We start from the raw sequence: 24099 nt of genomic DNA on the forward strand, positions 1-24099 counted from the left end.
AAACCTCTGAACTTACTGAACTTAAATCAAATACAGTAAAACCATCATAATCATTATCACACTCATGGTAATCCTGTGGAACTGTCGCCTCTGGCGTAGGGTTTACTATTAATTGGAGTGGAACAACTGAATAACAAGTAGTAGAATTCGACTCAACTCTTATGTATATAATTTGGGTATTAGGATTAATTGATGAATAATTTGAAGGATTAGGTATTGGCGTACCATCAATATTAGCATCTGTTGCTGTTTCATGAAATGTTACTGTATAAGGATTTCCTCCTGTAACTGTTGAAATAACTTGTGTTAAATCAAATTCACCAAATCCATCATTATTTGGATCACAATATTCAAGTGGCAAAGGGTTATTGGTTATTACATCATTTGAAGATGATGAAATATTAAAATTAGCAGGGTTTGTAAAACAATTAGATGAAATTTGATTAGCAACTATATCGTGATTACCAACTGACAACCCACTGAAAATTGGACTAGATTGATAAGGCAATCCATCAACTGAATATTGATAATCACTACCAACAGGATTAGTAACTGTAACTGTATTAGCATTACAAGATGAAACTATAGACAATGTTGGTGTAGTTTGTGGAATAACAACAATTTGCAATGTAGTTGTATTTGCACAAAATGTTGCTAATGGTGTAAATGTATAAGTTGTTGTTATAGCATTATTCAATGCTGGCGACCAACTTCCGCTTATACCATTATTTGAAGTTGTAGGAAGTGGAGGCATCGTAGCTCCAAAACAAACATCAGAAACAGTCGAAAAAGTTGGAGTTACTCTAGGATTAATAGTAATTACATGTGTTGTTGTAGTTGCACATTGACCTGTACTTGGAGTAAAAGTATAGGTTGTTGTTGATAAATTATTTATTGACGGTGACCATGTTCCAGTAATTCCATTATTTGATATTGTAGGTAAACTTGGAATCGTTGAACCCGAACAATAACTTGGTGAAGTGGTAAAAGTTGGAACAATATTAGGATTGACATTTATTTGCAATGTAGTTGTTAAAGCACACTGCCCAGCATTAGGTGTAAATGTATAAATTGTAGTTGTTGTATTATTTAATGATGGTGACCAAGTCCCAATTATTCCATTGTTTGAAGTTGTTGGCAATGCTGATAATACTGCTCCAGAACAAATAGCAGAAACTGCTGTAAATGTGGGAACAATTGTAGCGCCATTAACGGTAATTGTTAATGTTGTTGTAGTTGCACATTGTCCTGAATTTGGCGTAAAAGTATAGGTTGTAGTCGTTGTATTGTTCAATGCAGGCGACCAACTTCCTAAGATACCATTATTTGAAGTAGTTGGTAATGGCGATAATGTAGCTCCAGAACAAATTGGTGCAACTGCATTAAATGTTGGAGTCACATTTGAGTTAACAGTTATTGTTAAAGATGTTGTCGTTGCACATTGTCCTGCATTTGGTGTAAAAGTGTAGATTGTAGTCGTTGTATTATTTAATGCTGGTGACCAAGTTCCAGTTATTCCATTATTAGAAGTTAATGGTAATGCAGCCAAAGTTGCACCTGAACAAATTGGCGCAATAGCAGTAAAAGTGGGAGTAATTGGAGAATTAACAACAACACTTAAAGTTTGTGTGTTTGCGCAAGGATTTAAAGTACTATTTGGTGTAAAAACATAATTTCCACTTGCGGTATTACTTATAATTGATGGAGACCATGTACCAACAATCCCGTTTGGAGAAGTTGTTGCTAATGTAGGAACAGTTCCTCCTGAACATATTGGAGAAATTGCAGCAAAATTTGGAGTAACAGTCGTAGCACAAGCAGTATTACAAGTCACAGTCATCGGTGTAACACATGTTGCTGTACCATTTGCTGTAATTGTAAAAGTAACAGATTGACCTGGAGTTAATCCACTAACTATATAATGAGATGGAGAAACCCATGTTCCTGTAATTATTGGTCCACCAGCAACAGAATAACTATAAGTAAAATTTGTTTGTCCAACATTACTAAAATCAAAATATAATGATGTTGGAGTTGATAACGAACCATCACAAAATAAATTCAACGATGGTCCAGCTGCTAAAACATTTACAACAATTGCAGCTCTTGGTCCTTCACATCCACCAATAGTTTGACTTACATAATATGTCACTGTACCAATGGTTGCAGTTGAAGGAACTGTTGGTATTGAAGAAGCTATTCCTCCTGTTGCATTTGTTCCATACCAATTTAAAGTTCCACCTGTTGAAGCTGTAGCACTCAATGGTGATGCTGTAGTATTTTGACAATAATTAACTGGAGTTGTTACTGAAGGAGCAGCTACAACAGGTAAAGAGTTAACAACAAGAGAAAGTGGATTTGAAATGCAACCAGAAACCAAATCTCTTACAGTAACATTATAAGTTCCTGAAGCTAATCCACTAAAAATAGGACTTGATTGATATGTTGTACCATTAATACTATATTCATAAAGCGACGTTGCGTAGGTATAAAAACCAACATTAGTATAATCTTGTGGATCCAATGCTGTCCAATCAGCAGCATTCCATGTCATTGATGGATGTGGCGCTGTTTGTAATCTTCTGTATGTGTATCCAGGTAATGATGCAGGTGTATATGCAATTCCATCTGTTCTTCCCCATAAATCAATTTCAATATCAGTTGAAGAAGTTAGTCTAATATTATCATTATTATTAACTCCTGCACAACTTGCTACAACCAAATCCGGAACAACACCTCCAGCATTAGTAACACTTCCAACTGAAACTACATAAACATCATTGTTATTTAATGTTCCTACTAAAGGAAATTCGCAAGATGTAAATGTATTACCGTTATTATATAATTTAATTTTATAATTAGCTAAATTTTTTGGTGTTCCAGTTCCATTATAAATTTCAATATAAGTCAATGCTCCAACATCTTCATCAGTTACTTCAGAGATAAATAAATCAGTAGGAATTGGAAGTGGTGAAACATTTAAAGGACTTGTAACTTCAATTATACCTGTAGGTACTGCACATGTTGGTTGCTGAGTTACAGAACCTGTTGGTGTAGGACAAGATGATATTGCTAAACAAGTTTGACTTGAAGATGAAAAACAAGTTCCAGATGCGCCAATTGGAATAACATTTATCAAAACAGAATCATTTGCATTCAAAGAGTTAACAGTATAATTTGTTACCCCAATTACTCCAGGATTGATTACTGCGCCTCCATTTATACTATAATTAATTCCATAGCTTACAGCTCCCGAAACTGCTGTCCAAGTAAATGAAACTGAATTGTTGGTAGAAACACCACAAGAAACAGTTGTTGTCAAAGATGGGTTTACAGTTACAACAATATCTTCACTCAATGTACAAGTAATTGGAGCGCTAAAAGAAATATCGTCTATAGCAAAATCATTACCAGATGACGTAATGACTCTATCATACATACATATTTGGGCTGTTGTGCTTGCACCTGAATTCCATGTATATGTTCGTTGAACCCATCCACAAGTTGTTGAAGGAGCTAACGCAATACCTATTGAAGCACCATTTATTGTCACTTCAATATTTGCTGGATTTGGTGTAGCTACTGTTTGAACCCAATAACTAAAAGTATAGTTTTGACCCGGAATGACTGAAACAGTTTGACACCAAAGTTTATCATTTCCTGAATTTAAAGTAGAACCATCAATTACCATCATATTCCCCGTTCCAGTTGTATGATCAGTACATGACGAGAAACCTGCAAACCATGCATTTGAATTTGGTACAATTCCATAGGTTCCTTGCGAACCAACAGGTATAGTTGTAACTAAATACTGATAATCAGTAGTAAATCCATTATTTCCTTGTGAAAAATTTCCATTAAAAATTAGATTTGTAGAAGTAGTATTTGTAGATGTTACTGTATATGTTGTTGTTTGATTAGGACTTACAATTGGTGAAGAACTTGTTGGAGTAGTTAAAGAAGCATCTGTCGGAGAAGCTGTCCAACTATATCCTGATGAACTACCACTAGCTGTTAAAGTAGTAGAACTTCCACTACAAATACTTACATCTGAACTTGTAGTTAATCCATTTGGCTCTGAAACAAAAACACCCATTTGATTAGCCGTTACTCCATTACTATCAGTGACAAATACGGAATAAATACCTGGTAATAGATTATTAAAAACACCTGTTGAATTAGTTTGATTTACAGGTCCAGAAATACTATATGTAACATAAGGAGTAACACCTTCTAACCCATACACAACAATTGAAGCGTTATTAGCTTGAAAACAAGAACTATTAACAACAGAAGAAGTTACCGAAAGCGGTTGTGGTGGTGCTAAAACTGAAAAATCATCAACTGCAAAATCATTACCAACAAAACCAAAATGATTATTAAAAAGTTCAATATTAACACACGAACTGCTTGGAACAAAATTATAAACTACTTGTTGCCAACCATTTGCAGGTAAAGGGGCAATGCTACTACCTGAAACTAACGAGAATGAACTAACATTATTAAATTGAACTGAAATGTCAGCTTGCGTAGCTATACTTGTTACGGTAGATGAAACAGAACGTATCCAATAACTAAATGTGTAAGTTGTACCAATAGTCAAACCACAAACGCCTCCACCAGTATTTCCAGCTTTCCAGAAATTTTGAACGCCTCCACCTGAAAGTCCATCAATAATCATCATGTTTCCAGTTCCGGTTGTATGATCACCAACTGATAAAAAATTAGCCGTATTCATCGGAAATGGATTAGTTGTAAATGCATAATTCCCTGGTGAAGTACTCCCAGAAAATGGAGCAACTATCTCAGAATATCCTGAACCATTTATATTAAACCCAACCCCATTTCCACCGCTCTGAAAATCACCATTAGTTAATAAATTCTGAGAAAATAACACCGAAGTAAATAAAAATACTACAACTGTTAATGAACATCTTTTTTTGAACAAATTGAAAATCATACTTTTGAATTAGTTTTTTTAAGGTCGGCAATTTACTACTATTTGACTAAATATTCTATGATATGATATTATTTTGTAGTTATTTTTCTATCCCTAAAAAATAATCGTGTAAATTTTTTTTATACCTTTATTTTTTAATCAAAATTGACTAATTATGGCAGTATTAAAAGTTATCGAAGTACTTGCAAGCTCAGAAAAAAGCTGGGAAGATGCAACTCAAAAAGCTGTAGAACAAGCAGCAAAATCACTTAAACACATTCGTTCTGTTTATGTTCAAGAACATAGCGCAGCTGTACAAGACGGAAAAGTAACGGAATACAGAGTAAATTTGAAACTTACATTTGAAATTGAATAATATCAATTTTAAGTTTCAAAAAAGCTTTTTTAATTAATTTTCAAAACAATTATAAAAATCGTATAATTGCAAACTAATTTTAACAACTCAAAATCATGGGAATAGGTGGATTTTTTAAGAACTTATTTGGTTCTGCAAAAGAAAAAGTAAGTGAAGTAGCTGACAAAGCTGAAGATTTTGCTTCTGAAGCTATTGAAAATGTAAAAGAAGCAGCTGCACCATTAGTGGATAAAGTTGAAGATTTTGCTGAACAAGCTAAAGAAAAAGTAAGTGAATATGTACCTCAAGCAAGTGAAGCTATCGAAAACGCAGTGGAAACTGTAAAAGAAAAAGCTACTGAATTTGCTGATAAAGCAGAAGAAATGGCTAGTGATGCTATTCACACTGTTAAAGATAAAGTTAACGATTTAACAGGAAACGAAGAAAAAGCTGCTGACGAAAACGCTGATTAATTTCAGATTTTTTATCTTTGCAAAAATTTAAATCACGCTAATGCGTGATTTTTTTATTCATAATTCTATGGAACAAAAACTTGAAATAAACTCATTAAGCAATTATTCAAAAGAACTTTTTAAAATAATTTTAGATTATTCACCTAAACTAATTTCAGCATTTATAATTTTATTTGTTGGTATCTACGCAATTAAAATTATAAATAGAGTAGTAAAAAAAATTATGATAAAGAGAGAACTTGATCCTACTTTATCAAAATTTTTAGCTGATATATTAAATTGGGTTTTAAGATTACTTCTTTTTGTAACGTTTATATCAAAATTAGGAATCGAAACTTCTTCATTTGTAGCCATTCTTGGAGCTGCTGGTTTAGCCGTTGGTTTATCTCTTCAAGGTTCATTATCAAATTTCGCTGGAGGAATGCTCATTATTCTTTTCAAGCCTTTTAAAGTTGGAGATACTATTGAAGCACAAGGCGTAATTGGAACAGTTAAAGAGATTCAAATATTTGTAACCAAATTAGTAACGGGAAATAATCAAACTATTTTTGTGCCAAATGGTGCATTATCAAATGGTGTAATTACAAATTTTTCTTTAGAAGGAAATCGAAGAGCCGATTTAGTCTTTTCTCTGTCTTATGATACTAACATCAAAGTTGCAAAAGATATTGTTACACAAGTAATGTCCTCACATCCAAAAGTTTTAAAAGAACCAGAAGCAACTGTCTCAATTAAAGCAATGACTGAAAATGCTATTCATCTCGCCATTCGTCCATGGAGTAAAAACGACGATTTTTCAGAGGTTTGTTCAGATATTTTAGAAAATTGTAAAGAAGCTTTTGATAAAGCTGGTATTGTTGTTCAGCCTTTTGTGAGAGAAACTTCCAAGTAAAATTTATTTTGCAAACATGAAATCTTTCAAGTAGTAAGGTTCAAAATAAGCTACATCTTCAAATTGATTTTTTTGGTATTTATCAAAAGAAATCGCACTCATTTCATTAGCTGAAGGATAAACAATTTCATCTAAAAATTGAAAATTAGAATTACATAAAATTGTTTTAGCTTTTTCATTACTATCACCAATAAAGTAGATTTTTTCAGATAAATTTGAAAAGCTTTCTTCAGTAAGAATTTCCGCTTGAACTTCTCTAATTTTTTCCTTTTTTGAATTAAAAATGGCACTATAAACCTCCATTCTTCGGGCATCAATCATTGGAACAATTAATCCATCATTCTGTTTTACTTGATTTGCTAAAACCGATAAAGTATCAACAGAAATTAAAGGGATTTCTAAAGCATAGCAAAGACCTTTTGCGGCAGAAACACCAATTCGCAATCCTGTATATGAACCTGGACCTTGACTTACAGCAACAGCAATTAAATCTTTTGAAGAAATTTTAGTTTCACTTAGCAATTTTTCAATAAAAACATGCAATTTTTCAGCATGAGAATATCCTTGCTCTGCAATTTGCTTACAAAGAATAGTTTCACCATTTTTAGCAATTGAAACCGAACAATTTTTAGTTGCCGTTTCAATATTTAAGATATAACTCATTTTTATTGTCAAAAAATTAATTCTTCTTCTCTTTATCTTTAGAATTTGAAACCTTAATTTTATCTCCAGAATTCAGGTCTTTTGAAACGGTATTGTATGGTCCAATAATAACTACATCTCCTTTTTTCAAACCTGATGTTACTTCGATATTTGTATCATCTTGAATTCCTGTTTTTACAATTCTGATTTTAGCTTTATCACCATTTTTAACAAAAACACATTCAAATTTTTTGTCTGATTTTGCTTTAACTTTATTGTCTTCATCTTCTTCCTCTTCAACAACATACTTTTTTGCAGCAGTTGTGTCTGATTTCATTACCACAGCACTAATTGGAACTCCAACAATGTTTTCTTTTCTTGTTGTAATAATATCAACAGTTGCTGTCATTCCTGGTCTAAAAGGCGAATAAGTTGCAGGTTTTCCTTCTAATAAATCAAGGTAGGATTCTTTTAAAATTCTAACTTTTACTTTAAAATTAGTTACTTGATCGGCAGTAGTTGTAGTACTTGCCGAATTTGAAATGCTTGTAACAATTCCTTTAAATTCTTTTTTCAAATAGGCATCAACTTCTACATTTGCAGAATCACCAACATTGATTTTTACAATATCGTTTTCATTAACATCGACCTCTACTTCCATGTTGTTTAAATTTGCAACACGAAGAATTTCTGTACCTGTCATTTGTTGAGTTCCTAAAACTCTTTCACCAAGTTCAACATTTAACATTGAAATTGTTCCATCTGCTGGCGCATAAATTGTAGTTCTTCCAAGATTGTCTTTTGCTTCTTTAACAGTTGCATTAGCACTTTGAACATTATAATAAGAGGATTCTTTACTTGCTTTCGCTACTTCAAATGAAGCTATTGCTTTATCCCAGTCTGATTTTGAAATAATTCCTTTTTCAAACAATGTTTTATTTCTATCATAATTTGCTTTAGCTTCTTTAAAAGAGGCATCAGCTTGACTCAAACCTGATTTAGAAACCGATAAATTAGAAATAGTTCTGTTGTATCCTGACGTGTATAAATCTGGATTGATTTTCACTAACAAATCGCCTTTTTTAACTACTTGTCCTTCTTTTACAGGTAAAGCAATGATTTCACCTGAAACTTCAGATGAAATTTTTACTTCAATTTCTGGTTGGATTTTTCCTGTTGCAGAAACCGTTTCAACAATTGTAATTTCATCAACTTTTGCTGTTTCAACTTCTTGAACCATTTCATCACTTCCTAATGAGCCACTCTTTTTAAGTATCACTAATAAAGCTACTAAAGCAACAACTACTCCTACTATTATATAAATCTTTTTCTTTGACATGATGAATATTTTAATTTTTATATGAATTTTAAAAAAATAAATTTTCTCTTGAATAAACACTTAAAGTTATAACTCCAGTAATAAATGGAATTGTTAAATTATTTGACTCCATAAAAAACATAATTATCAAACCTATAATTGCACCAACGCCAAAAACTTTTAAGCTTTCAATTATTACTTTTTTATGCATTATTATTTTTTAATAATTGGTATTCCGAAATAAAACTCAACAACTTTTACTTTAAAAATATAATCGTATTTAGTTCTTAAAACTTCTGATTGTGCATTTACATATAATGTTTGAGCTTGACTAAACTCAAATGCATTCATCATTCCAACAGCAAATTTTTCTTTAGCATAATTAAATGCTTCCTTTCTAGCTTCTAAAGCTGACACAGCAGATTCATAACTATTTAATGCACCTTTTGCATTTGTTATTGCAGTGTAAACATTTCGTTCTAAATCTTGATTCGCTTGTGTCTCAGCAATTTTAGCCCTTTCTAAAGCAATTTTTGAACGTTCAACATTGTTTTTTGTTGCAAATCCATTAAAAATTGGTATTTGTAAATTCAGTCCAAAGTTGTGACCTTTATTATTACTAAATTGATCTAAAACAGGAAGTGGACCGGCATAAATTGGGTTTCCACTACCATCAACACCAATTAATCTATCAGAATAACTTGCATTTGTTCCAAAACTATATCCAGCAGAAAGTGAAGGTTGATATCCACCTTTAGCAATTTTTATATTTTTTTCAGCAATTTCAAGATTAGTTTTTGCAATTTTTAATTCAATTCTATCACTTTTTGCTTTTGAAATAATGTCTTCTGGTTTTTGAAGCATTGTTTCGCTTTGTTCAGGCTCATAATTAGCTTCAGCAACATCAAAATTTTGTAAATCATCTAATTGAAGTAATTGCGCTAAACTCAATTTTGATAAAAATAAATCATTTTCTGAAGAAGCAACTCTTTGTTTATCAGCAGCAACAGTCGCTCTCGAATCAAGTAAATCTCCTTTTGGAATAGTTCCTACATTTACTAATTCTTGAGTTCTTCCTAATTGCTTTTCATCGAAAGCTAATTGCTCTATTTGCACTTTTAAAGCTTCTTTGCTAAACAGAATTTGTAGATAAGCATTTGCAACATTCAAAGCAATATCATCCTTCATTTTATCCAATTGATATTGAGACGCAATAATGGCAAGTTTTTCTCTCCTATAGGTATTTAGTTTTTGCAAACCACTATAGATAAGTACATTTGAACTCAAACCTAATTGTGAATATTGAGTAGTGACATTTTCTCTAACATTGGTAACTGGATTTGTATTGGCACCAATACTCCATGAATGAGAAGCACTACTATTTAAATTTGGAAAAAAATCACCAAAAGCAGATTTCTTATCAATCTCTGACGATTTTAAATTTAATTCGTTTTGTTTTATTGAAATATTATTTTTTAATGCGTAATCAACACATTCTTCTAACGTCCATTTTTTTGATTGTGAGAAAACAGAATTTCCTAACATCAAAGCAAACATTAAAACCAACAAACTTGTATTTTTCATCCTATTTGAATATCAGATTTTGAAATATAATACTGCAAATTTAAGTCATTTTATATCAAAATGATTAAATTAACATATTCTTATCAGACGTTGGTTTTGTTTTTTTGTTACATTCACACTCTAAAAAAAATCTAAATTAGAAACCCTATTCTAGAAATGAAAAAATTACTAGCTATTCTTATGTTATCCTTTTTCTTTGGATGTTCAACTGCAAATAAAATTGCAACCTTAAAACCTGAACCATCAACAAACAATACCATGGTTTATAAAACGACCACTTCATTTGTAAGTATGCCAATGGAAATCACGTTGAAAGAAATTGAAAATCAATTAAATAAGTCTTTAACAGGATTGATTTATGAAGATAATAATCTCGAAGATGATGAAACCGAAATGAAAATTTGGAAAACAGGAACAATAAAATTAGTTGAAAAAAACGGCAAAATTCAATCGGTTTTACCATTAAAAATTTGGTCAAAATTCAAATATGGTACAAAATTTATGGGATTAAACGACACGAGAGAAATTGAAATGGATGGAAAAATTACTCTTGAAAGTGACGTTAAATTATCCAATTGGAAAATGAATACCACTTCAAAAATTGAAGATTTTGAATGGAATGAAAGCCCAACCATTCTTGTAGCAGGAAAAAAAGTTCCAATTACTTATATTATTAATCCAACTCTATCTATATTCAAATCTAAAATTGCTAAGAAAATTGATGATGCTATTGAAAAATCATGCGATTTTAAACCTTACGTTCTTGATGTTTTGGAAAAAATGAGTACACCATTTCAAACTAGCGAACAATATGAAACTTGGTTTAAAATGACTCCAATCGAAGTTTATGTAACTGATGCTATTTTACAAAAAAGCAAAATTGCAATGGATTTAGGATTGAAATGTACCATGCAAACCATGGTTGGACAAGAACCAAAAAACACCTTCAACAGAGATGTTGTTGCTTTTAAAGCGGTTTCAAAAGTTCCAGATAAAACCACAGCTTCCGTTGCTGCAATTTCTACTTATGAAAGTGCATCACGAATTATTACAAAAAATTTCCAAGGAAAAGAATTTACTTCGGGCAAAAGAAAAATAGTAGTTCAAAAAGTAGATTTATGGTCAAAAGAAGGCAAAATGATTATTGCGCTCGACATGACTGGAAGCATTAACGGAACCATTTATTTAAGCGGAATTCCAAATTACAACGCTATTACTAAAGAAATTTATTTTGATCAAATGGATTATGTTTTAAATACGAAAGGAATTTTAACAAAAACAGCCAATTGGTTATTACAAGGAATGATTTTGAAAAAAATTCAAGAAAATTGTCGTTATTCAATCAAAGAAAATCTTGATGAAGGAAAGAAAAGTTTATTACCTTATTTAAACAATTATTCGCCTATGAAAGGTGTTTTTGTAAACGGTACAATGAACGATTTTGAATTTGAAAAAGTAGAATTGACTAACGAAGCCATCATTGCATTCATCACTACAACTGGAAAAATGAACGTAAAGATTGATGGTATGGATTAATTAAAAAAATTTCGAGTTCGTTTAGTGAGATAATTTGAAGATTATGAAGATGGTTTCTTCTTAAAAACTCTATATACTGCATAACCAACAAAAGCGACAAGTAAATAGGGAATTGCCATTAAATAAACAATTCCGTCGTTTACCGCTTCTGCTTTTATAGTATTTCCTTCACTTTCTAAAGCTGCACGACACATGGCACATTGCGCATTTGTAGCAAGAGAAAAGAATATAAAAAAAAGAAAAAAGATGCTTCTTCCTACTCTAACCTTCCAACTTCTAACTTTAGCTTGCATAATAAGGAGAAATCATTAAATATACTACAACACCTGTAATTGCAACATACAACCAAATTGGGAAAGTGATTTTAGCCAATTTTTTATGTCTATCAAATTGTTGCGATAAAGCTCTAACGTAAGTAAATAATACTAAAGGAATAATTATTATGGACAATAAAATATGTGAAATTAGAATAAAGAAATAAATATATTTCACAATTCCATCACCACCAAATTTTGTTGATTCAGCTGTCATGTGATAAGCAACATACATCACAAGAAAAACAATAGAACAACCAATAGCAGTTGTCATTAATTGTTCATGGCGTTTTCTATTACCGTTTTTAATTGCCATTACAGCAGCTATTAAAACAATAGCAGTAATTCCGTTTATTGAAGCGTAAATTGGAGGCAAAAATGATAATGGCTCTACATTTATACCAAAATCTTTTAGTTTAACACTGAACAATATTGCAACAACAACTGGTATCAAAATTGAAACAATAATGATTGGCATTTTAAATTTATTCTCAACTTTATTTTCCATTTTATTCTTCTAATAAAAGTTTAATATCTTGTTTAATAGCATTCACTCCTTCTTTTTCTAATCCATCATAATACATAATTGGATTTCCTTGTGCATCTTTTCTACATCTAATAACTCCATTTTTATCAACTAACGCAAAAAGTCCTGAATGTTCAAAACCTCCAGCTACTTTATCATTTTGACCCGCATAAATATTAAATCCTTTGTTGGAAAGATTCATGATATACTTTTTGTCACCTGTTAGAAAATTCCAATTTTTAGAAGTTACACCTAAATTTTTAGCATGATTTTTCAATACTTCTACTGTGTCGTTTTCGGGATTTATGGTTATTGAAACTTGTCCAAAATTAGGATTTCCAAAAAACTCATTTTGAATTTCAACCATGTTTTTATTCATAATTGGGCAAATAGAAGGACATGTAGAAAAGAAAAACTCTAAAACATAAACTTTACCCTTGTAATCTTTATTAGAAATTTTTTGATTGTTTTGATTGGTTAATTCAAAATTTGGTACAGGTCCAATTTCTACCAAATCATTTCCTTTTAATCTATCAATAATTTTAGGAATAGCGTAAATCCCGAAAACTAAAATAATAAATGAAATGCCTATGTATGATTTATTTTTCATTATTCAATATTTACAAACCGTATTTTTTTCTATCGGCATTGTTTTTCTTTAATGCTAAACGATATTCTGCAAGGATAATTTTCACATCATCTGTCATCTCATTATGAAGTTCTGAAACTAATGAAGTGTTATATCCTTCTTTATATTCTTCCTCATTTTTTTTATTTAAGCCTTTGCGACCTCTAAGATTTTTTTCTTTATCAATTATAAAAACATTAGGCGTTCCTTTTTCAACATCAAGTTGTTCTTGAAGTTTCATTGATTTATAAAACGTATCAATTTCATTTTGATTAGCAAAAACAAAATGCATGTTTTTCATTTCAGAAACTGTTTTCAATTTTGTCATCACACTATCAACTTGTTTTTCAGTTCCGACTGGTGCTACAATTACAATTTGGAAATCTTTGAATTCACTGTAACGTTTGTAAATTTTTTGACTTAAATTGAAATAATTTCCTCTTTTAGAATAAACATCATTACCCGAAAAACCTAAAATAGTTATTTTTCCTTGAAGATGAATTGCTTCATTATCATGAGACTTCCATTTCCCTAAATCAGGAATTTTTTCAGTTATTGTAGGTAATTTAGTAAAACCATCAACGCCAGAAGCAAAGAATAAATAAGCAACTATTGGCAGGATAAAGAGAACAAAAAGTACTAAATTCTTTTTCATTTAGTTTGAGGTAATTATTTGAATTACAAAAATAAAAAAAGGTACGCAAAACGTACCCTTTTTTTGAATTAATATCTTGTTAAAAATTCCACTTTATTGTTGAATTTTTGAAAACCCCATAAATATAATTTCCTTCTGTTAAAAGTATGAAAGTTAGATATATTACTAAGAAAATAACAGTCCAAACAACAGATCTTCTTAAAGCAGCTGTTTCACCTTCCATGTGCATGAAAGCCCAAACAATTCCGTATGCTTTAACTAATGTTAAAATAATAAAGATCCAATTTAAGAGATTCGTTCCTAAAAAGTTAGTCATATGAAGTGCTTCCGGTTTAAAAATACCTAAAACAACTTCAACAATTGTTACTGCTGAAAGAAACCAAAAAACTTTCCAAATTCTTCCTGTGTTTGATTCGTGTGCGTGTGCCATTATATTTTTTATCTTATGATTAAACTAAATAGAAGAATGTAAATACGAAAACCCAAACTAAATCGACAAAGTGCCAGTAAAGTCCAACTTTTTCAACCATTTCATATGATCTTCTTTTTTCATATGTTCCTAAAAGTACATTTAAGAAAATAATAATATTGATAATTACTCCTGAGAACACGTGAAAACCGTGGAAACCTGTAATAAAGAAAAAGAAATCAGCAAACAATTTACTTCCATACTCATTTCTCTTAAGATTAGCACCTTCTACTACTACATGAGCATTTGCCATCATTTTTTCAGATTCTGCTCTTGTTAGTACCGTTTTATGTTTAGAATGAAATTCTTTATCATTTAAAGTAGGATGTGCTCCAACAGCAGTTTTAGCTGTCTCTTCATCAAAAATAACTTCTGTTCTAACTAATAAATCAGGGTGAGATTTAAAACCAGCTTGTACTTGTTCAACTGAATAAGTTGGCAAAGACTCTTCTTCCATAAACCACTTACCTTTACCTCTAGTTAGCTGTTCTCTTTCATTAAGAACACTTGTATCTGCAAATTCTTCAAGTTTTACTCTTTCACCTTTTGCATTTACAAATTGAAGAATACTTCCTCCTTTTGTTTCGATTGCTCCATATTCACCTTTAATAAAATTTTTCCATTCCCAAGCTTGAGAACCAACGAAAATTAAACCTCCAATGATGGTTAAAAACATGTAAAATGCTACTTTACCTCTATTCATTTGGTGTCCTGCATCAACAGCAAGTACCATAGTAACAGAAGAAAAGATAAGAATAAATGTCATCAATGCAACATAGTACATTGGTGCATTAACTCCATGTGCAAACGGAAAGTGAGTAAAAACTTCATCGGCTAAAGGCCAAGTTTCAATAAATTTAAATCTAGAAAAACCATAAGCTGCTAAGAATCCTGAAAAAGTTAATGCATCCGATACGATGAAAAACCACATCATCAATTTTCCATAACTTGCTCCTAATGGCTCATTTCCGCCATCCCAAGTTTTTCCTACAGTATTAGTAGTAACTGTCGCTCCCATAAAAAGTTATTAGTTAAAAAGTTTTCAAATTTACGTTTTTTTCTTATTTAAAGAAATATAATAATAGAAATAATAAAACCCAAATCAAATCTAAAAAATGCCAATACATTGCACATAGCTCAATACCAACAAATTGTGTTGAATTATATTTTTGTTTAAAATGATTATAAATTGTAATTAATAATGAAATTATTCCGCCTGCAAGGTGCAAAATGTGCGCTAACACAATCACAAATAAAAATGAAATTGTAATTGATCCTCCAGTAGGATATAAATTCTTTAAAGATAATTCATAAAATCCAAGTCGTTGAAAATAGGTAAACAAAAGTCCTAAAACTAAAGTTGCTAAAAGAAACAAAGTAGTATTTTGTCTGTTATTTTTTTTAATTGAAACTTTAGCTAAATGAATTGACACACTACAAGCAATTATTGTAATTGTACTGTACAAAAAAGCTGTTGGTAGTTCAAAATCCTTAATCCAATCAGGTCTTGATTTGCCTATAATGTAAGCACTTGTAATTCCTGCAAACATCATGGTCATACTTGCCATAGCGAAAATAAGCAATAATTTATAAGAACGTCCTGTTCTTGCACTATGTTCTTCAGCTGTCATTGTCATAATTATCGTAAAAATTTATCGATTATATAAATCATTTGTAACATTGTGATATAAAACACACTCGCTAACATTAGCTGTTTTGCTGCTTTTGAAGTTCCTAATTTCCTCAATCGCAAAGCATAATACAACATCCACAAGCCGAGCAAAAGTACTAAAATTGCTGCAACAATTGAAATTTTTAATTGACCCGTAAAACCAAAAACGGGTAAAATTGAAGCAACTATTAACCAAATAGTGTATAATATTGTTTGAAGCGCTGTTTTGTCATCCTTTTTTCCTGTTGGAAGCATAAAGAATCCTGCTTTTTCATAGTCTTCAAATAAAAACCAACCAATTGCCCAGAAGTGAGGAAATTGCCAAAAAAACTGTATTAAGAATAATGTTCCTGCCTCTATTCCAAAATTCCCTGTTGCTGCAACCCAACCTAACATGAAAGGAATTGCTCCAGGAAAAGCACCTACAAACACAGAAAGTGGTGTTTTAGTTTTTAAAGGTGTATATAAACTTGTATATAAAAAAATTGAAATCGCTCCAAACATTGCTGTTTTTGGATTGATTAAATACAATAGAATTAATCCGATTATTGTTAAAGCACTTGCAATTATTAAAGCGGTGTTTGATGACATTCGTCCTGATGGAACTGGACGATTTTTTGTTCTATCCATCAAGGCATCAAGATCTTTTTCAATTACTTGATTGAAAGCATTAGAAGCACCAACCATACAATATCCGCCAACAACCAACATGATTAAAGTTGACCAACTAAAAGGATTATAATTGTCAAAACCCAATAAATATCCCGCAATAGAAGAAAAAACCACACTAACAGCTAAACCTGCTTTAGTAATTTCTTTAAAATCGATATAGACTGACTTTAGTGAAAGAGTATTTTCTGTTGGATTCAATTTTTTGCTTTGCTTTTTTATAAAACTTGTGCAAAAGTAGTTCATCAAAAAGGATTTGACAAAAAACAAATGATAAAATTATATGAAATATAAAAAGCAATTAATTTACCTCCTAAAGATGTCTTTAAATTGGTATAATAATCGTTCCAATAAACGTAAATCCTCAGTAATTATATCTGCCGAACCAGACATTTCTTGTTGGAATACTATTTTTTTATCATAGGAAGTTTTCAATCCATTTGGTAAAGAAATATCAATTAGTAAGTTTCCATCTTTATCTGGTGTAAGCGAAATTGATTTTACTTTTCCTTTAATCATTCCAAATTCTCTATCAGGATAATTTGCTAATCTTATATTAACATCTTGACCCACTTTTATCTTACCTGAATTTTGAGCAACCGCTTTAACTTTTCCTAAATAATTTGTTTCATTTGATGGAATAATTGCAAAAATAGTCGAGCCTGATTCTATATTCTGATTTTCTGACCAAAGTTGTAAAAAGGTAACTTTACCTTGTATTGAAGAACGCAAAACATAGTTTAATTCCCAATCTTTTATAGCTTTTTTCAGTTGATAAAATGCTTGCGTTAGATTTCTATCCAGATTTACTGTTTCTTTACTTTCATTAATAACAGTAGTTTTACTATTTCTGTTCAAATCATTTAAAGATGATTTTAGTTGTGAAATAGTACTCAACAAACTTTTATAATTTTTTTGAGATTGTAAATATTGAAGTCGTTGTTTTTCTAATTCTTGAGTTGAAATTATGCCTTTTTTATATAAAGTTTCATGGCGTTCCAAATCATTTTCTTGAAGTTCTAATTCACTTTGATTGATGCTTTTTTGAGATTCTAATAAGCTTAATCTTTCACGAAGTTGGATAGACTCATAACTCTGCGCTGAACCTTCCACTTGGTATGGTTGTAATTTAGAATTAAGTTCATCGGCACTGTACTCTTTTTGAAAAAGAGCATAGGAACTTTCAATATCACCAAGTTGCAATCCTTGTGTTTTTTCAAAAGGAAAAGGTTTCTGATCAATTATATAAGAATCAACAATACTTTTTAATAAAAAAACATCTTTATAATTTGCTGCATTTTCTATAACCGCTAAAAGTGTTTCTTTAGAAACCTCAGCTTTATCTTTTACTAAAATGGCTTCAATTCTTCCCGAAGTTTTAGCAACTAACTTTTGCGGCGGAACTTCTGTTGTAATGTTAATTTGTGTTGAAATCATATCAGGATATTTTATCATCCATGAAACACCTAACATCAATAAAACAATGGAAAGCACCACAATATTTCCCCAACGAATCATCCAATGAGGAACTCGTGTAAGGATTTCTTGAACTTCTTCGCTTCGTAAATTTATATCTTTAATCTCTGACATGTTAATTTCCTAATTGCAATTGATTTCTAACCAATTCATAATAACTTCCTTTTAAACTTACTAATTCTTGATGATTTCCGATTTCAACAATTTTACCTTTCTCAAGCACCACAATTTGGTCAGCATTCATAACGGTACTTAAACGATGAGCAATTACAACAACAGTTTTGTTTTTAAAGAAAATATCTAATTTTTCCATAATCTCTTTTTCGTTGTTGGCATCAAGGGCTGAAGTTGCTTCATCAAAAAACAACATTTCAGGATTTTTATAAACCGCTCGTGCAATAAGCAATCGTTGTTTTTGACCTGTACTCATTCCAACGCCTTCCATACCTATTTTTGTATTGTAACCAAGCGGATAATCTTCGATAAATGTTTTAATATTAGCAACATCCGACGCATATGCGAGCTTCTCTTTGTTAATTACATCAACTCCAATAGCAATATTATTTGCAATAGTATCACTAAAAATATAGCCTTCTTGCATTACAGAACCAACATGATAGCGCCATGATTTTTGCGATAATCTTGATAAAGGTGTTTTATTGATTAAAACTTCACCCGAATTTGGTTCGTAAAATTTCAACAATAATTTCATTAATGTAGTCTTTCCGCTTCCGCTTGTTCCTACAATAGCTGTAATTTTATTTGCTGGAATGGTCAAATTTAAATTATCTAAAACATTTACATCAGAACCAATGTATCTAAAAGACAAATCCTTAATTACAATATTGGCATCTTCTGGAATATCGTGAATTTTTTCTTCATCGTTTTGAGTTTCATCTTCTTTATCGTGAATTTCTGAAAGTCGTGCTAAGGATATTTTTGCGTCTTGTGCTTCTCTTATAAAACTAATTAGTTGTACAATTGGACCATTCAAACTTCCTACGATACTACTAATTGCCATCATCATTCCAAGCGTAATTTGTCCATCGATTACTAATTTAGCCGACAGAAAAATAATGATAATATTTTTTAATTCGTTTATAAAATTAGAACCCACGCTTTGTGTTTGTTCTAAAACCAAACCTTTCATTGAAACCCTAAACAATCGAGCTTGAATGTATTCCCAACCCCAACGTTTTTGTTTTTCGGCGTTATGCAATTTAATTTCTTGCATTCCATTAATGAGTTCAATGACTTTACTTTGTTCTTGCGAAACCTCTGAAAATCTTTTATAATCTAATTTTTCTCTTCTTTTTAAGAATAACGTTACCCATAAAAAGTAGAAAAAACTTCCAATAAAAAATACCGTGAAAATTTGAAGATTATAGTAAGCCAAAACACCACCCATAATAAACATATTGATGAATGAAAACAAAACACTCAATGAAGATGTGGTTAAAATTCGTTCAATTCGATGATGGTCATTGATTCGTTGCATGATGTCACCTGTCATTCGGACATCAAAAAACGAAATGGGTAAATTCATTAATTTGATAAAAAAATCAGAAATCAAGGAGATATTTATTCGTGAGGAAAGGTGAAGTAATATCCAACTTCTAATGAGTTCGAGTGCTGTTTTTCCAAAAAACAAAAATAATTGCGCAAACAAAACCATGTAAATAAATTGAATATTTTGGTTTTGAATTCCCACATCAACAACGCTTTGCGTTAGAAATGGTGAAATTAATTGCAACAAACTTCCTGCTAATAACCCTATAATTAGCTGAAAGATAAAAGACTTGTAGGGTAAAATATAATTGAATAAAAGGCCAAAACCAAAAGACTTTTCCTCTTCTTTATCAAATTCAGATTGATGAAATTTTGGCGTTGGTTCTACTAACAATGCAATTCCTTCTTCTGAAGATTCGTCAGCATTATTTCCAATCCAAAATTTTATAAATTCTTCTTTTGTGTATTCTATCAATCCTATTGCAGGATCAGAAATGAAGTATTTATTTTTTTTTATTTTATAGAGAACTACATAATGTTCTTTATTCCAATGAAGAATACATGGCAATGGTGCATCTTCTAATTTATTTAAACTAAGTCTTACTCCAAGTGTACGAAAACCAATTTTCTCAGCAGCATCACTAAGAAACAATAAATTACTTCCTTCGCGATTTGTTTCGCTAAAAGTTCTTAATGTCTGTATATTAAGTGTTTTGCCATGATATTTTGCAATAATCTTTAGGCAAGTTGGACCGCAGTCTTTGGAATCGGCTTGAATGTATGAGGGAAATTTTTTCAAAAAATAAATAAGGAATAAATTAAAAACCAAAAGTAGAGAAAATTTTCATCTTCTCCACTTTCTTAATTAACAAAAATCATTTTAACTTAAGAAATTATATACAATTTCCATTTACTTTACAACCTACTTTTGTACAACAAAAACCCGGAGGACATCCATTCATTGCACAAACATGAATTCCGCCTAAAACATTTTTCAATTCATTTTTTGAAAGGATTTTAGTTCCGTTTAAACTTAAAATTGATTTTTTCATAATATAAAGTTTTATAATTTATTAATTCTCAAGCCTTTTTAAGTCAGTTGAGTTTCTGACAATTCTATTAAACAAAACATTTATATTGCATCACAATATGCTTTGCATTTCCCGTTTGATAACGAATTACTAGTAAGACAAACTGTTGGAGTACAAACAGAAGGATACCCTTTTCCATTAATTGATTTTAACTCTTGAGAAGTTAATTTATGAGTTCCTTTTAAATCTATAATTGATTTTTTCATGATAATAAATATTTTAATTATTGAATTTATTCTCAAGCATTTAATGTCTGTTGAGATTCAGACTCGTTATTTGATGAATTCTAAAAAAATTAATCTGGCGCAATACCAAGACAATTAACAGAGGTCAATAAATAACAAGTTGCTAATCGACCTTTACAACAATATCCAGGAGGACATTTTGGTTCACCTAAAAAATTAACACAACTTGCTCCGCCACCATTAATTGATTTTTGCTCATTTTTAGAAAGCGCCTGAGTTCCTTCTAAATTTAAAATTGATTTTTTCATATTAATAATAAATTATTGATTGATTTATTCCCAAGCATTTTAAGTCAGTTGAGTTTCCGACTATCGTTGCAACAATATTTTATTCTTAACTATTATTACACAATAATTAAGATGTTAAATTTTAATATAAAAGAAATAATTAGTCTTCTTTGTACTCTTTGATAAAAAACTGTAAATCAGCAATGTTATATTCTTTTGGCATCAATTTTTTGTTAAAGAATTTTACTGGAGAATAATTGAATTCGTTCTCTGAACACCATTGAGATTGTGACATTAGGATTTGTTTTGTTTTCTCTGATGTTATTGTATCATATTTCTTTGAAAATAATTCTAACTCTGTTTTTTTAATATGCCATTCAAATAATAAGTTCAATGCTTTTTCCTCAGATTTATTAAAATAAGCATCTGCTATAATTTCAACTACACTTTTATAAGGATTATTTTCGTTTTCAATATTCACGTTAAAACAGATGGAAAGTTTTAAGAATTCTTTATTTTTAATAAACAAATTATAAGCATCATTAAACGCATTATGGCAATGACCACATGATGGACTCAAGAACAAAAGCAATTCGGCGGAAGCATCTTTATTTCCAAATTCGAGTTTAACTAAATCGTTTAAACTAGCTGTATTAATTTTTTGAGTTGTATTTAATAATGCTTCAAAAGTGGTTACATTTCGTTTAAACCTTTTGTTGTCTATATCAGATTTTTTTAATTCGAAATAACCATTTATTATTGGTTTTAATATCATCCAGATAAAACTGAATAATATTAATGTCAACCCAAAAATAGAGGTTGATAGTAAACAAGCCTTTAAATTAATATCAGAAATTATTAGTAATGTTGAAGTAGCGATTCCAATTAATACCATAGAAATTCCTAAACATAAGGCACACCATTTTTTTAAAACTTTCATTTGGTAAAAAATAGAAAATGATAGTATCGGAATAGATAATAAACTTATAGGTACAAAAAACAATAAATTAGTAATTGGAAAAATACACAAAAAAGAGAGTGTTGTAAAAAACACCAAACAAACATCGGAAAACGTATAAGTTTTATAAAATTTAGCACCTTCTGAACTCAAAACAGCATTACAACCTGACGGATTGGTTTGTGTTACACTACAAATTTTGTTGGTAATTTCACTTTTTAGTCCAAAACCAACTTGAAGAATTAAAATGCTTATGGCTAAACCTACAAACGAAAGAACACTATAAACTAAAGATACTAATGAATATCCAACACTCCACTGATTGATTAACAATAAAATAAATCCAAAAATTAATACGTAAACCCATTGGTATTTAGAAGTACTAGCTTTCTTCTTTTCTATTATTTCGTTTTCATCAATACCAATTATTATTTCTTTCCAATTGGTGATGAATTGATTTTTGGTTTCCTGAACAATTGTATTTTCTTCGTCTATAAAAACAACTGAGTCATCATCTTTGTTTGTTACATAAACAAATTGTTCTCCTTTTTTAGTGTTGTAGAGCGTTAAAAATCGATCTGGCAGTTCATTAAATTGATTAATTTCTACTCGTGCAGCAACATTTTCAATACCAAAAAAATCTAAAGTATCTGTAATGGCAAACAGACTAGGATAATTAGGATGAGAAAGATAATGATCCTTAAATTCTTCAGAATTTGGATAATATTTAAAACTGTTAATGAATTTTTCTACTAATTGAATCATCTTATAATTAATTGTTTTATTGGTAATTTATTAAAAAAAACAGATAGGTTTTTGAATTTCTAATACTTGTTATATTTTTTTTGAAAGTAATCTTTAGCAAATGTTAAATGAATATGCTTAAAAACAAAGTAAATGAATGATGAATTTTAAAATAGTATGTGATTATTTTAAAATAATTAACCAAATAAAACCAGATTAAAATATTGATTTTTAATTATTTAAATTTAACAAATACTGAGTCATTTGATAAATTCAAAGTTTACATGAAATAAATTAAAACTTCTTTTTATTATAAACAAAAAGGCTACTTATTGAGCAAATTGCCTTTTCATTGATAGAAAAACATTGTTTTTTGAGAATTTATAAATTGATTATAATAAATTATCATTAACTCTTTATGCATTTAAAATAACGAGGAAAATTAATTTCCTCGTTATTCGTTAGTTGTATTAACAACAATAATCTCTTCCACAAATAATAGTAATAACCCCAGGTGCACCTCCAGAATTAATACATGTGCCATCTTCACCTCCTAAATAAAAACGCTTACAAGGTACAGGAACAACACAAGTTCTTCCTCCTAAAATGTTTTTTTGCTCATCTTTATTTAATTTTTGAGCACCATTTAAATTTGATAATTTTTTCATTTTAATAAATTTTAAAGATTAATATTTTTTTATTCTTGCAAGAATCTTTAACAAATGTTTGTTTATTAAGCACAAAAAAAAAGCCCTACAACTTTGAATTTTAAAATAGTTGTCAATTATTTTAAAATAATTGACAGTTAAAAAAAATATAAAGTACTAAAAATCAATTGATTATTTTTTATAAAAAGGATTCTGTTTTGAGAAATTCCAAAAACATCATTAACATTACTAATTACTATATTTTTACAATTATAAATTATAAAAATATTTATTTATGAAAGAATTTAAAAAATTGAGTAAAGAAGAATTAAAAACTATTACTGCTGGTAAAGATTGTGTTTCATGTAATAATGGAGGCAGCGGTAATTCTAATCCTCCGCAAGGAGGTGTTTCTTGGGAAAAAGTATGTGGTGCTGAACCTCCTATTTGCGCATCAAATGCTTGGATTGCTTGGAAGGAATGTTTGAATCGTAATTACTTAGCTGGACCAGAACCAACTTGTATATAAA

At 30.2% G+C, this 24099-nt stretch carries 25 protein-coding genes; 5 read left to right on the forward strand and 20 right to left on the reverse strand.

Features of this window, described 5'->3' with window-relative positions; genetic code table 11:
- Window positions 1-4960 (reverse strand): lamin tail domain-containing protein (locus tag Q0049_RS08755; protein WP_298118837.1); only part of this gene is annotated, 4960 nt, incomplete at its 3' end.
- Window positions 4961-5114: 154 nt separating this feature from the next.
- Between Q0049_RS08755 and Q0049_RS08760 the strand changes: the two genes are divergently transcribed.
- The 3 genes from Q0049_RS08760 to Q0049_RS08770 all read left to right on the forward strand — a co-directional run bounded on the left by Q0049_RS08760 (window position 5115) and on the right by Q0049_RS08770 (window position 6659).
- Complete coding sequence (locus Q0049_RS08760) at window positions 5115-5315, forward strand: dodecin family protein (RefSeq protein WP_298118840.1); 201 nt, start codon at window positions 5115-5117, stop codon at window positions 5313-5315.
- A gap of 95 nt (window positions 5316-5410) precedes the next feature.
- Window positions 5411-5767 (forward strand): YtxH domain-containing protein, encoded by a 357-nt coding sequence (locus Q0049_RS08765; RefSeq protein ID WP_298118843.1) that lies wholly within the window; start codon window positions 5411-5413, stop codon window positions 5765-5767.
- A 67-nt stretch (window positions 5768-5834) separates the two neighbouring features.
- The gene (locus Q0049_RS08770; protein ID WP_298118904.1) at window positions 5835-6659 is read left to right on the forward strand and encodes a mechanosensitive ion channel domain-containing protein; all 825 of its coding nucleotides are present in this window, start codon (window positions 5835-5837) and stop codon (window positions 6657-6659) included.
- Window positions 6660-6662: 3 nt separating this feature from the next.
- Here the strand turns inward: Q0049_RS08770 and tsaB are convergent, their stop codons facing one another.
- The 4 genes from tsaB to Q0049_RS08790 are packed head-to-tail and all read right to left on the reverse strand — an operon-like array spanning window position 6663 to window position 10203.
- Window positions 6663-7322: a tRNA (adenosine(37)-N6)-threonylcarbamoyltransferase complex dimerization subunit type 1 TsaB gene (tsaB, locus tag Q0049_RS08775; RefSeq protein ID WP_298118846.1), complete on the reverse strand. Its 660-nt coding sequence runs from the start codon at window positions 7320-7322 to the stop codon at window positions 6663-6665.
- A 16-nt stretch (window positions 7323-7338) separates the two neighbouring features.
- On the reverse strand, window positions 7339-8640 hold the full coding sequence (locus Q0049_RS08780) for an efflux RND transporter periplasmic adaptor subunit (RefSeq protein WP_298118849.1): 1302 nt from the start codon (window positions 8638-8640) through the stop codon (window positions 7339-7341).
- 28 nt (window positions 8641-8668) lie between these two features.
- Window positions 8669-8830: a hypothetical protein gene (locus tag Q0049_RS08785; protein ID WP_298118852.1), complete on the reverse strand. Its 162-nt coding sequence runs from the start codon at window positions 8828-8830 to the stop codon at window positions 8669-8671.
- Window positions 8831-8832: 2 nt separating this feature from the next.
- Window positions 8833-10203 (reverse strand): TolC family protein, encoded by a 1371-nt coding sequence (locus Q0049_RS08790; RefSeq protein WP_298118855.1) that lies wholly within the window; start codon window positions 10201-10203, stop codon window positions 8833-8835.
- Window positions 10204-10359: 156 nt separating this feature from the next.
- Here Q0049_RS08790 and Q0049_RS08795 point away from each other — a divergent pair, with 156 nt between their 5' ends.
- Window positions 10360-11739: a DUF4403 family protein gene (locus Q0049_RS08795; RefSeq protein ID WP_298118858.1), complete on the forward strand. Its 1380-nt coding sequence runs from the start codon at window positions 10360-10362 to the stop codon at window positions 11737-11739.
- A 41-nt stretch (window positions 11740-11780) separates the two neighbouring features.
- Here the strand turns inward: Q0049_RS08795 and Q0049_RS08800 are convergent, their stop codons facing one another.
- From Q0049_RS08800 to Q0049_RS08870, 15 genes are all read right to left on the reverse strand, one after another.
- Window positions 11781-12032 (reverse strand): hypothetical protein, encoded by a 252-nt coding sequence (locus Q0049_RS08800; protein WP_298118861.1) that lies wholly within the window; start codon window positions 12030-12032, stop codon window positions 11781-11783.
- Complete coding sequence (locus Q0049_RS08805; RefSeq protein ID WP_298118862.1) at window positions 12022-12561, reverse strand: DUF420 domain-containing protein; 540 nt, start codon at window positions 12559-12561, stop codon at window positions 12022-12024. The genes Q0049_RS08800 and Q0049_RS08805 overlap by 11 nt, the downstream gene beginning before the upstream one ends.
- A gap of 1 nt (window position 12562) precedes the next feature.
- Window positions 12563-13192 carry an SCO family protein gene (locus Q0049_RS08810; RefSeq protein ID WP_298118905.1) on the reverse strand — a complete coding sequence of 210 codons (630 nt, stop codon included), beginning with the start codon at window positions 13190-13192 and terminating at the stop codon, window positions 12563-12565.
- Window positions 13193-13199: 7 nt separating this feature from the next.
- Window positions 13200-13862, reverse strand: coding sequence for a hypothetical protein (locus tag Q0049_RS08815; protein ID WP_298118865.1), 663 nt, complete (start codon window positions 13860-13862; stop codon window positions 13200-13202).
- Between the two features lie 79 nt (window positions 13863-13941).
- Entirely contained in the window at window positions 13942-14292 is a 351-nt protein-coding gene (locus Q0049_RS08820) for a cytochrome C oxidase subunit IV family protein (protein ID WP_298118868.1), read from the reverse strand.
- Between the two features lie 19 nt (window positions 14293-14311).
- Entirely contained in the window at window positions 14312-15349 is a 1038-nt protein-coding gene (locus tag Q0049_RS08825; protein WP_298118871.1) for a cytochrome c oxidase subunit 3, read from the reverse strand.
- Between the two features lie 43 nt (window positions 15350-15392).
- A complete protein-coding gene (locus Q0049_RS08830) occupies window positions 15393-15968 on the reverse strand; it encodes a cytochrome c oxidase subunit 3 (protein WP_298118874.1) in 576 nt (191 codons plus the stop codon).
- A gap of 2 nt (window positions 15969-15970) precedes the next feature.
- The gene (cyoE, locus tag Q0049_RS08835; RefSeq protein ID WP_298118907.1) at window positions 15971-16873 is read right to left on the reverse strand and encodes a heme o synthase; all 903 of its coding nucleotides are present in this window, start codon (window positions 16871-16873) and stop codon (window positions 15971-15973) included.
- A 105-nt stretch (window positions 16874-16978) separates the two neighbouring features.
- On the reverse strand, window positions 16979-18262 hold the full coding sequence (locus tag Q0049_RS08840; RefSeq protein ID WP_298118877.1) for an HlyD family efflux transporter periplasmic adaptor subunit: 1284 nt from the start codon (window positions 18260-18262) through the stop codon (window positions 16979-16981).
- 1 nt (window position 18263) lies between these two features.
- Window positions 18264-20456 carry a peptidase domain-containing ABC transporter gene (locus Q0049_RS08845; RefSeq protein ID WP_298118880.1) on the reverse strand — a complete coding sequence of 731 codons (2193 nt, stop codon included), beginning with the start codon at window positions 20454-20456 and terminating at the stop codon, window positions 18264-18266.
- A gap of 94 nt (window positions 20457-20550) precedes the next feature.
- Window positions 20551-20709, reverse strand: a complete 159-nt coding sequence (locus Q0049_RS08850; RefSeq protein ID WP_298118883.1) for a bacteriocin — start codon at window positions 20707-20709, stop codon at window positions 20551-20553.
- Between the two features lie 80 nt (window positions 20710-20789).
- Complete coding sequence (locus tag Q0049_RS08855; protein WP_298118886.1) at window positions 20790-20954, reverse strand: hypothetical protein; 165 nt, start codon at window positions 20952-20954, stop codon at window positions 20790-20792.
- Between the two features lie 89 nt (window positions 20955-21043).
- Window positions 21044-21241: a hypothetical protein gene (locus tag Q0049_RS08860; RefSeq protein WP_298118888.1), complete on the reverse strand. Its 198-nt coding sequence runs from the start codon at window positions 21239-21241 to the stop codon at window positions 21044-21046.
- A 139-nt stretch (window positions 21242-21380) separates the two neighbouring features.
- Window positions 21381-22943 carry a cysteine peptidase family C39 domain-containing protein gene (locus Q0049_RS08865; RefSeq protein WP_298118891.1) on the reverse strand — a complete coding sequence of 521 codons (1563 nt, stop codon included), beginning with the start codon at window positions 22941-22943 and terminating at the stop codon, window positions 21381-21383.
- A gap of 449 nt (window positions 22944-23392) precedes the next feature.
- The gene (locus tag Q0049_RS08870; protein ID WP_298118893.1) at window positions 23393-23590 is read right to left on the reverse strand and encodes a hypothetical protein; all 198 of its coding nucleotides are present in this window, start codon (window positions 23588-23590) and stop codon (window positions 23393-23395) included.
- A gap of 274 nt (window positions 23591-23864) precedes the next feature.
- Here Q0049_RS08870 and Q0049_RS08875 point away from each other — a divergent pair, with 274 nt between their 5' ends.
- A complete protein-coding gene (locus Q0049_RS08875; RefSeq protein ID WP_298118895.1) occupies window positions 23865-24098 on the forward strand; it encodes a hypothetical protein in 234 nt (77 codons plus the stop codon).
- Window position 24099 lies beyond the last annotated feature (1 nt).

This window comes from Flavobacterium sp. (assembly GCF_027484205.1).
GTDB lineage: Bacteria > Bacteroidota > Bacteroidia > Flavobacteriales > Flavobacteriaceae > Flavobacterium.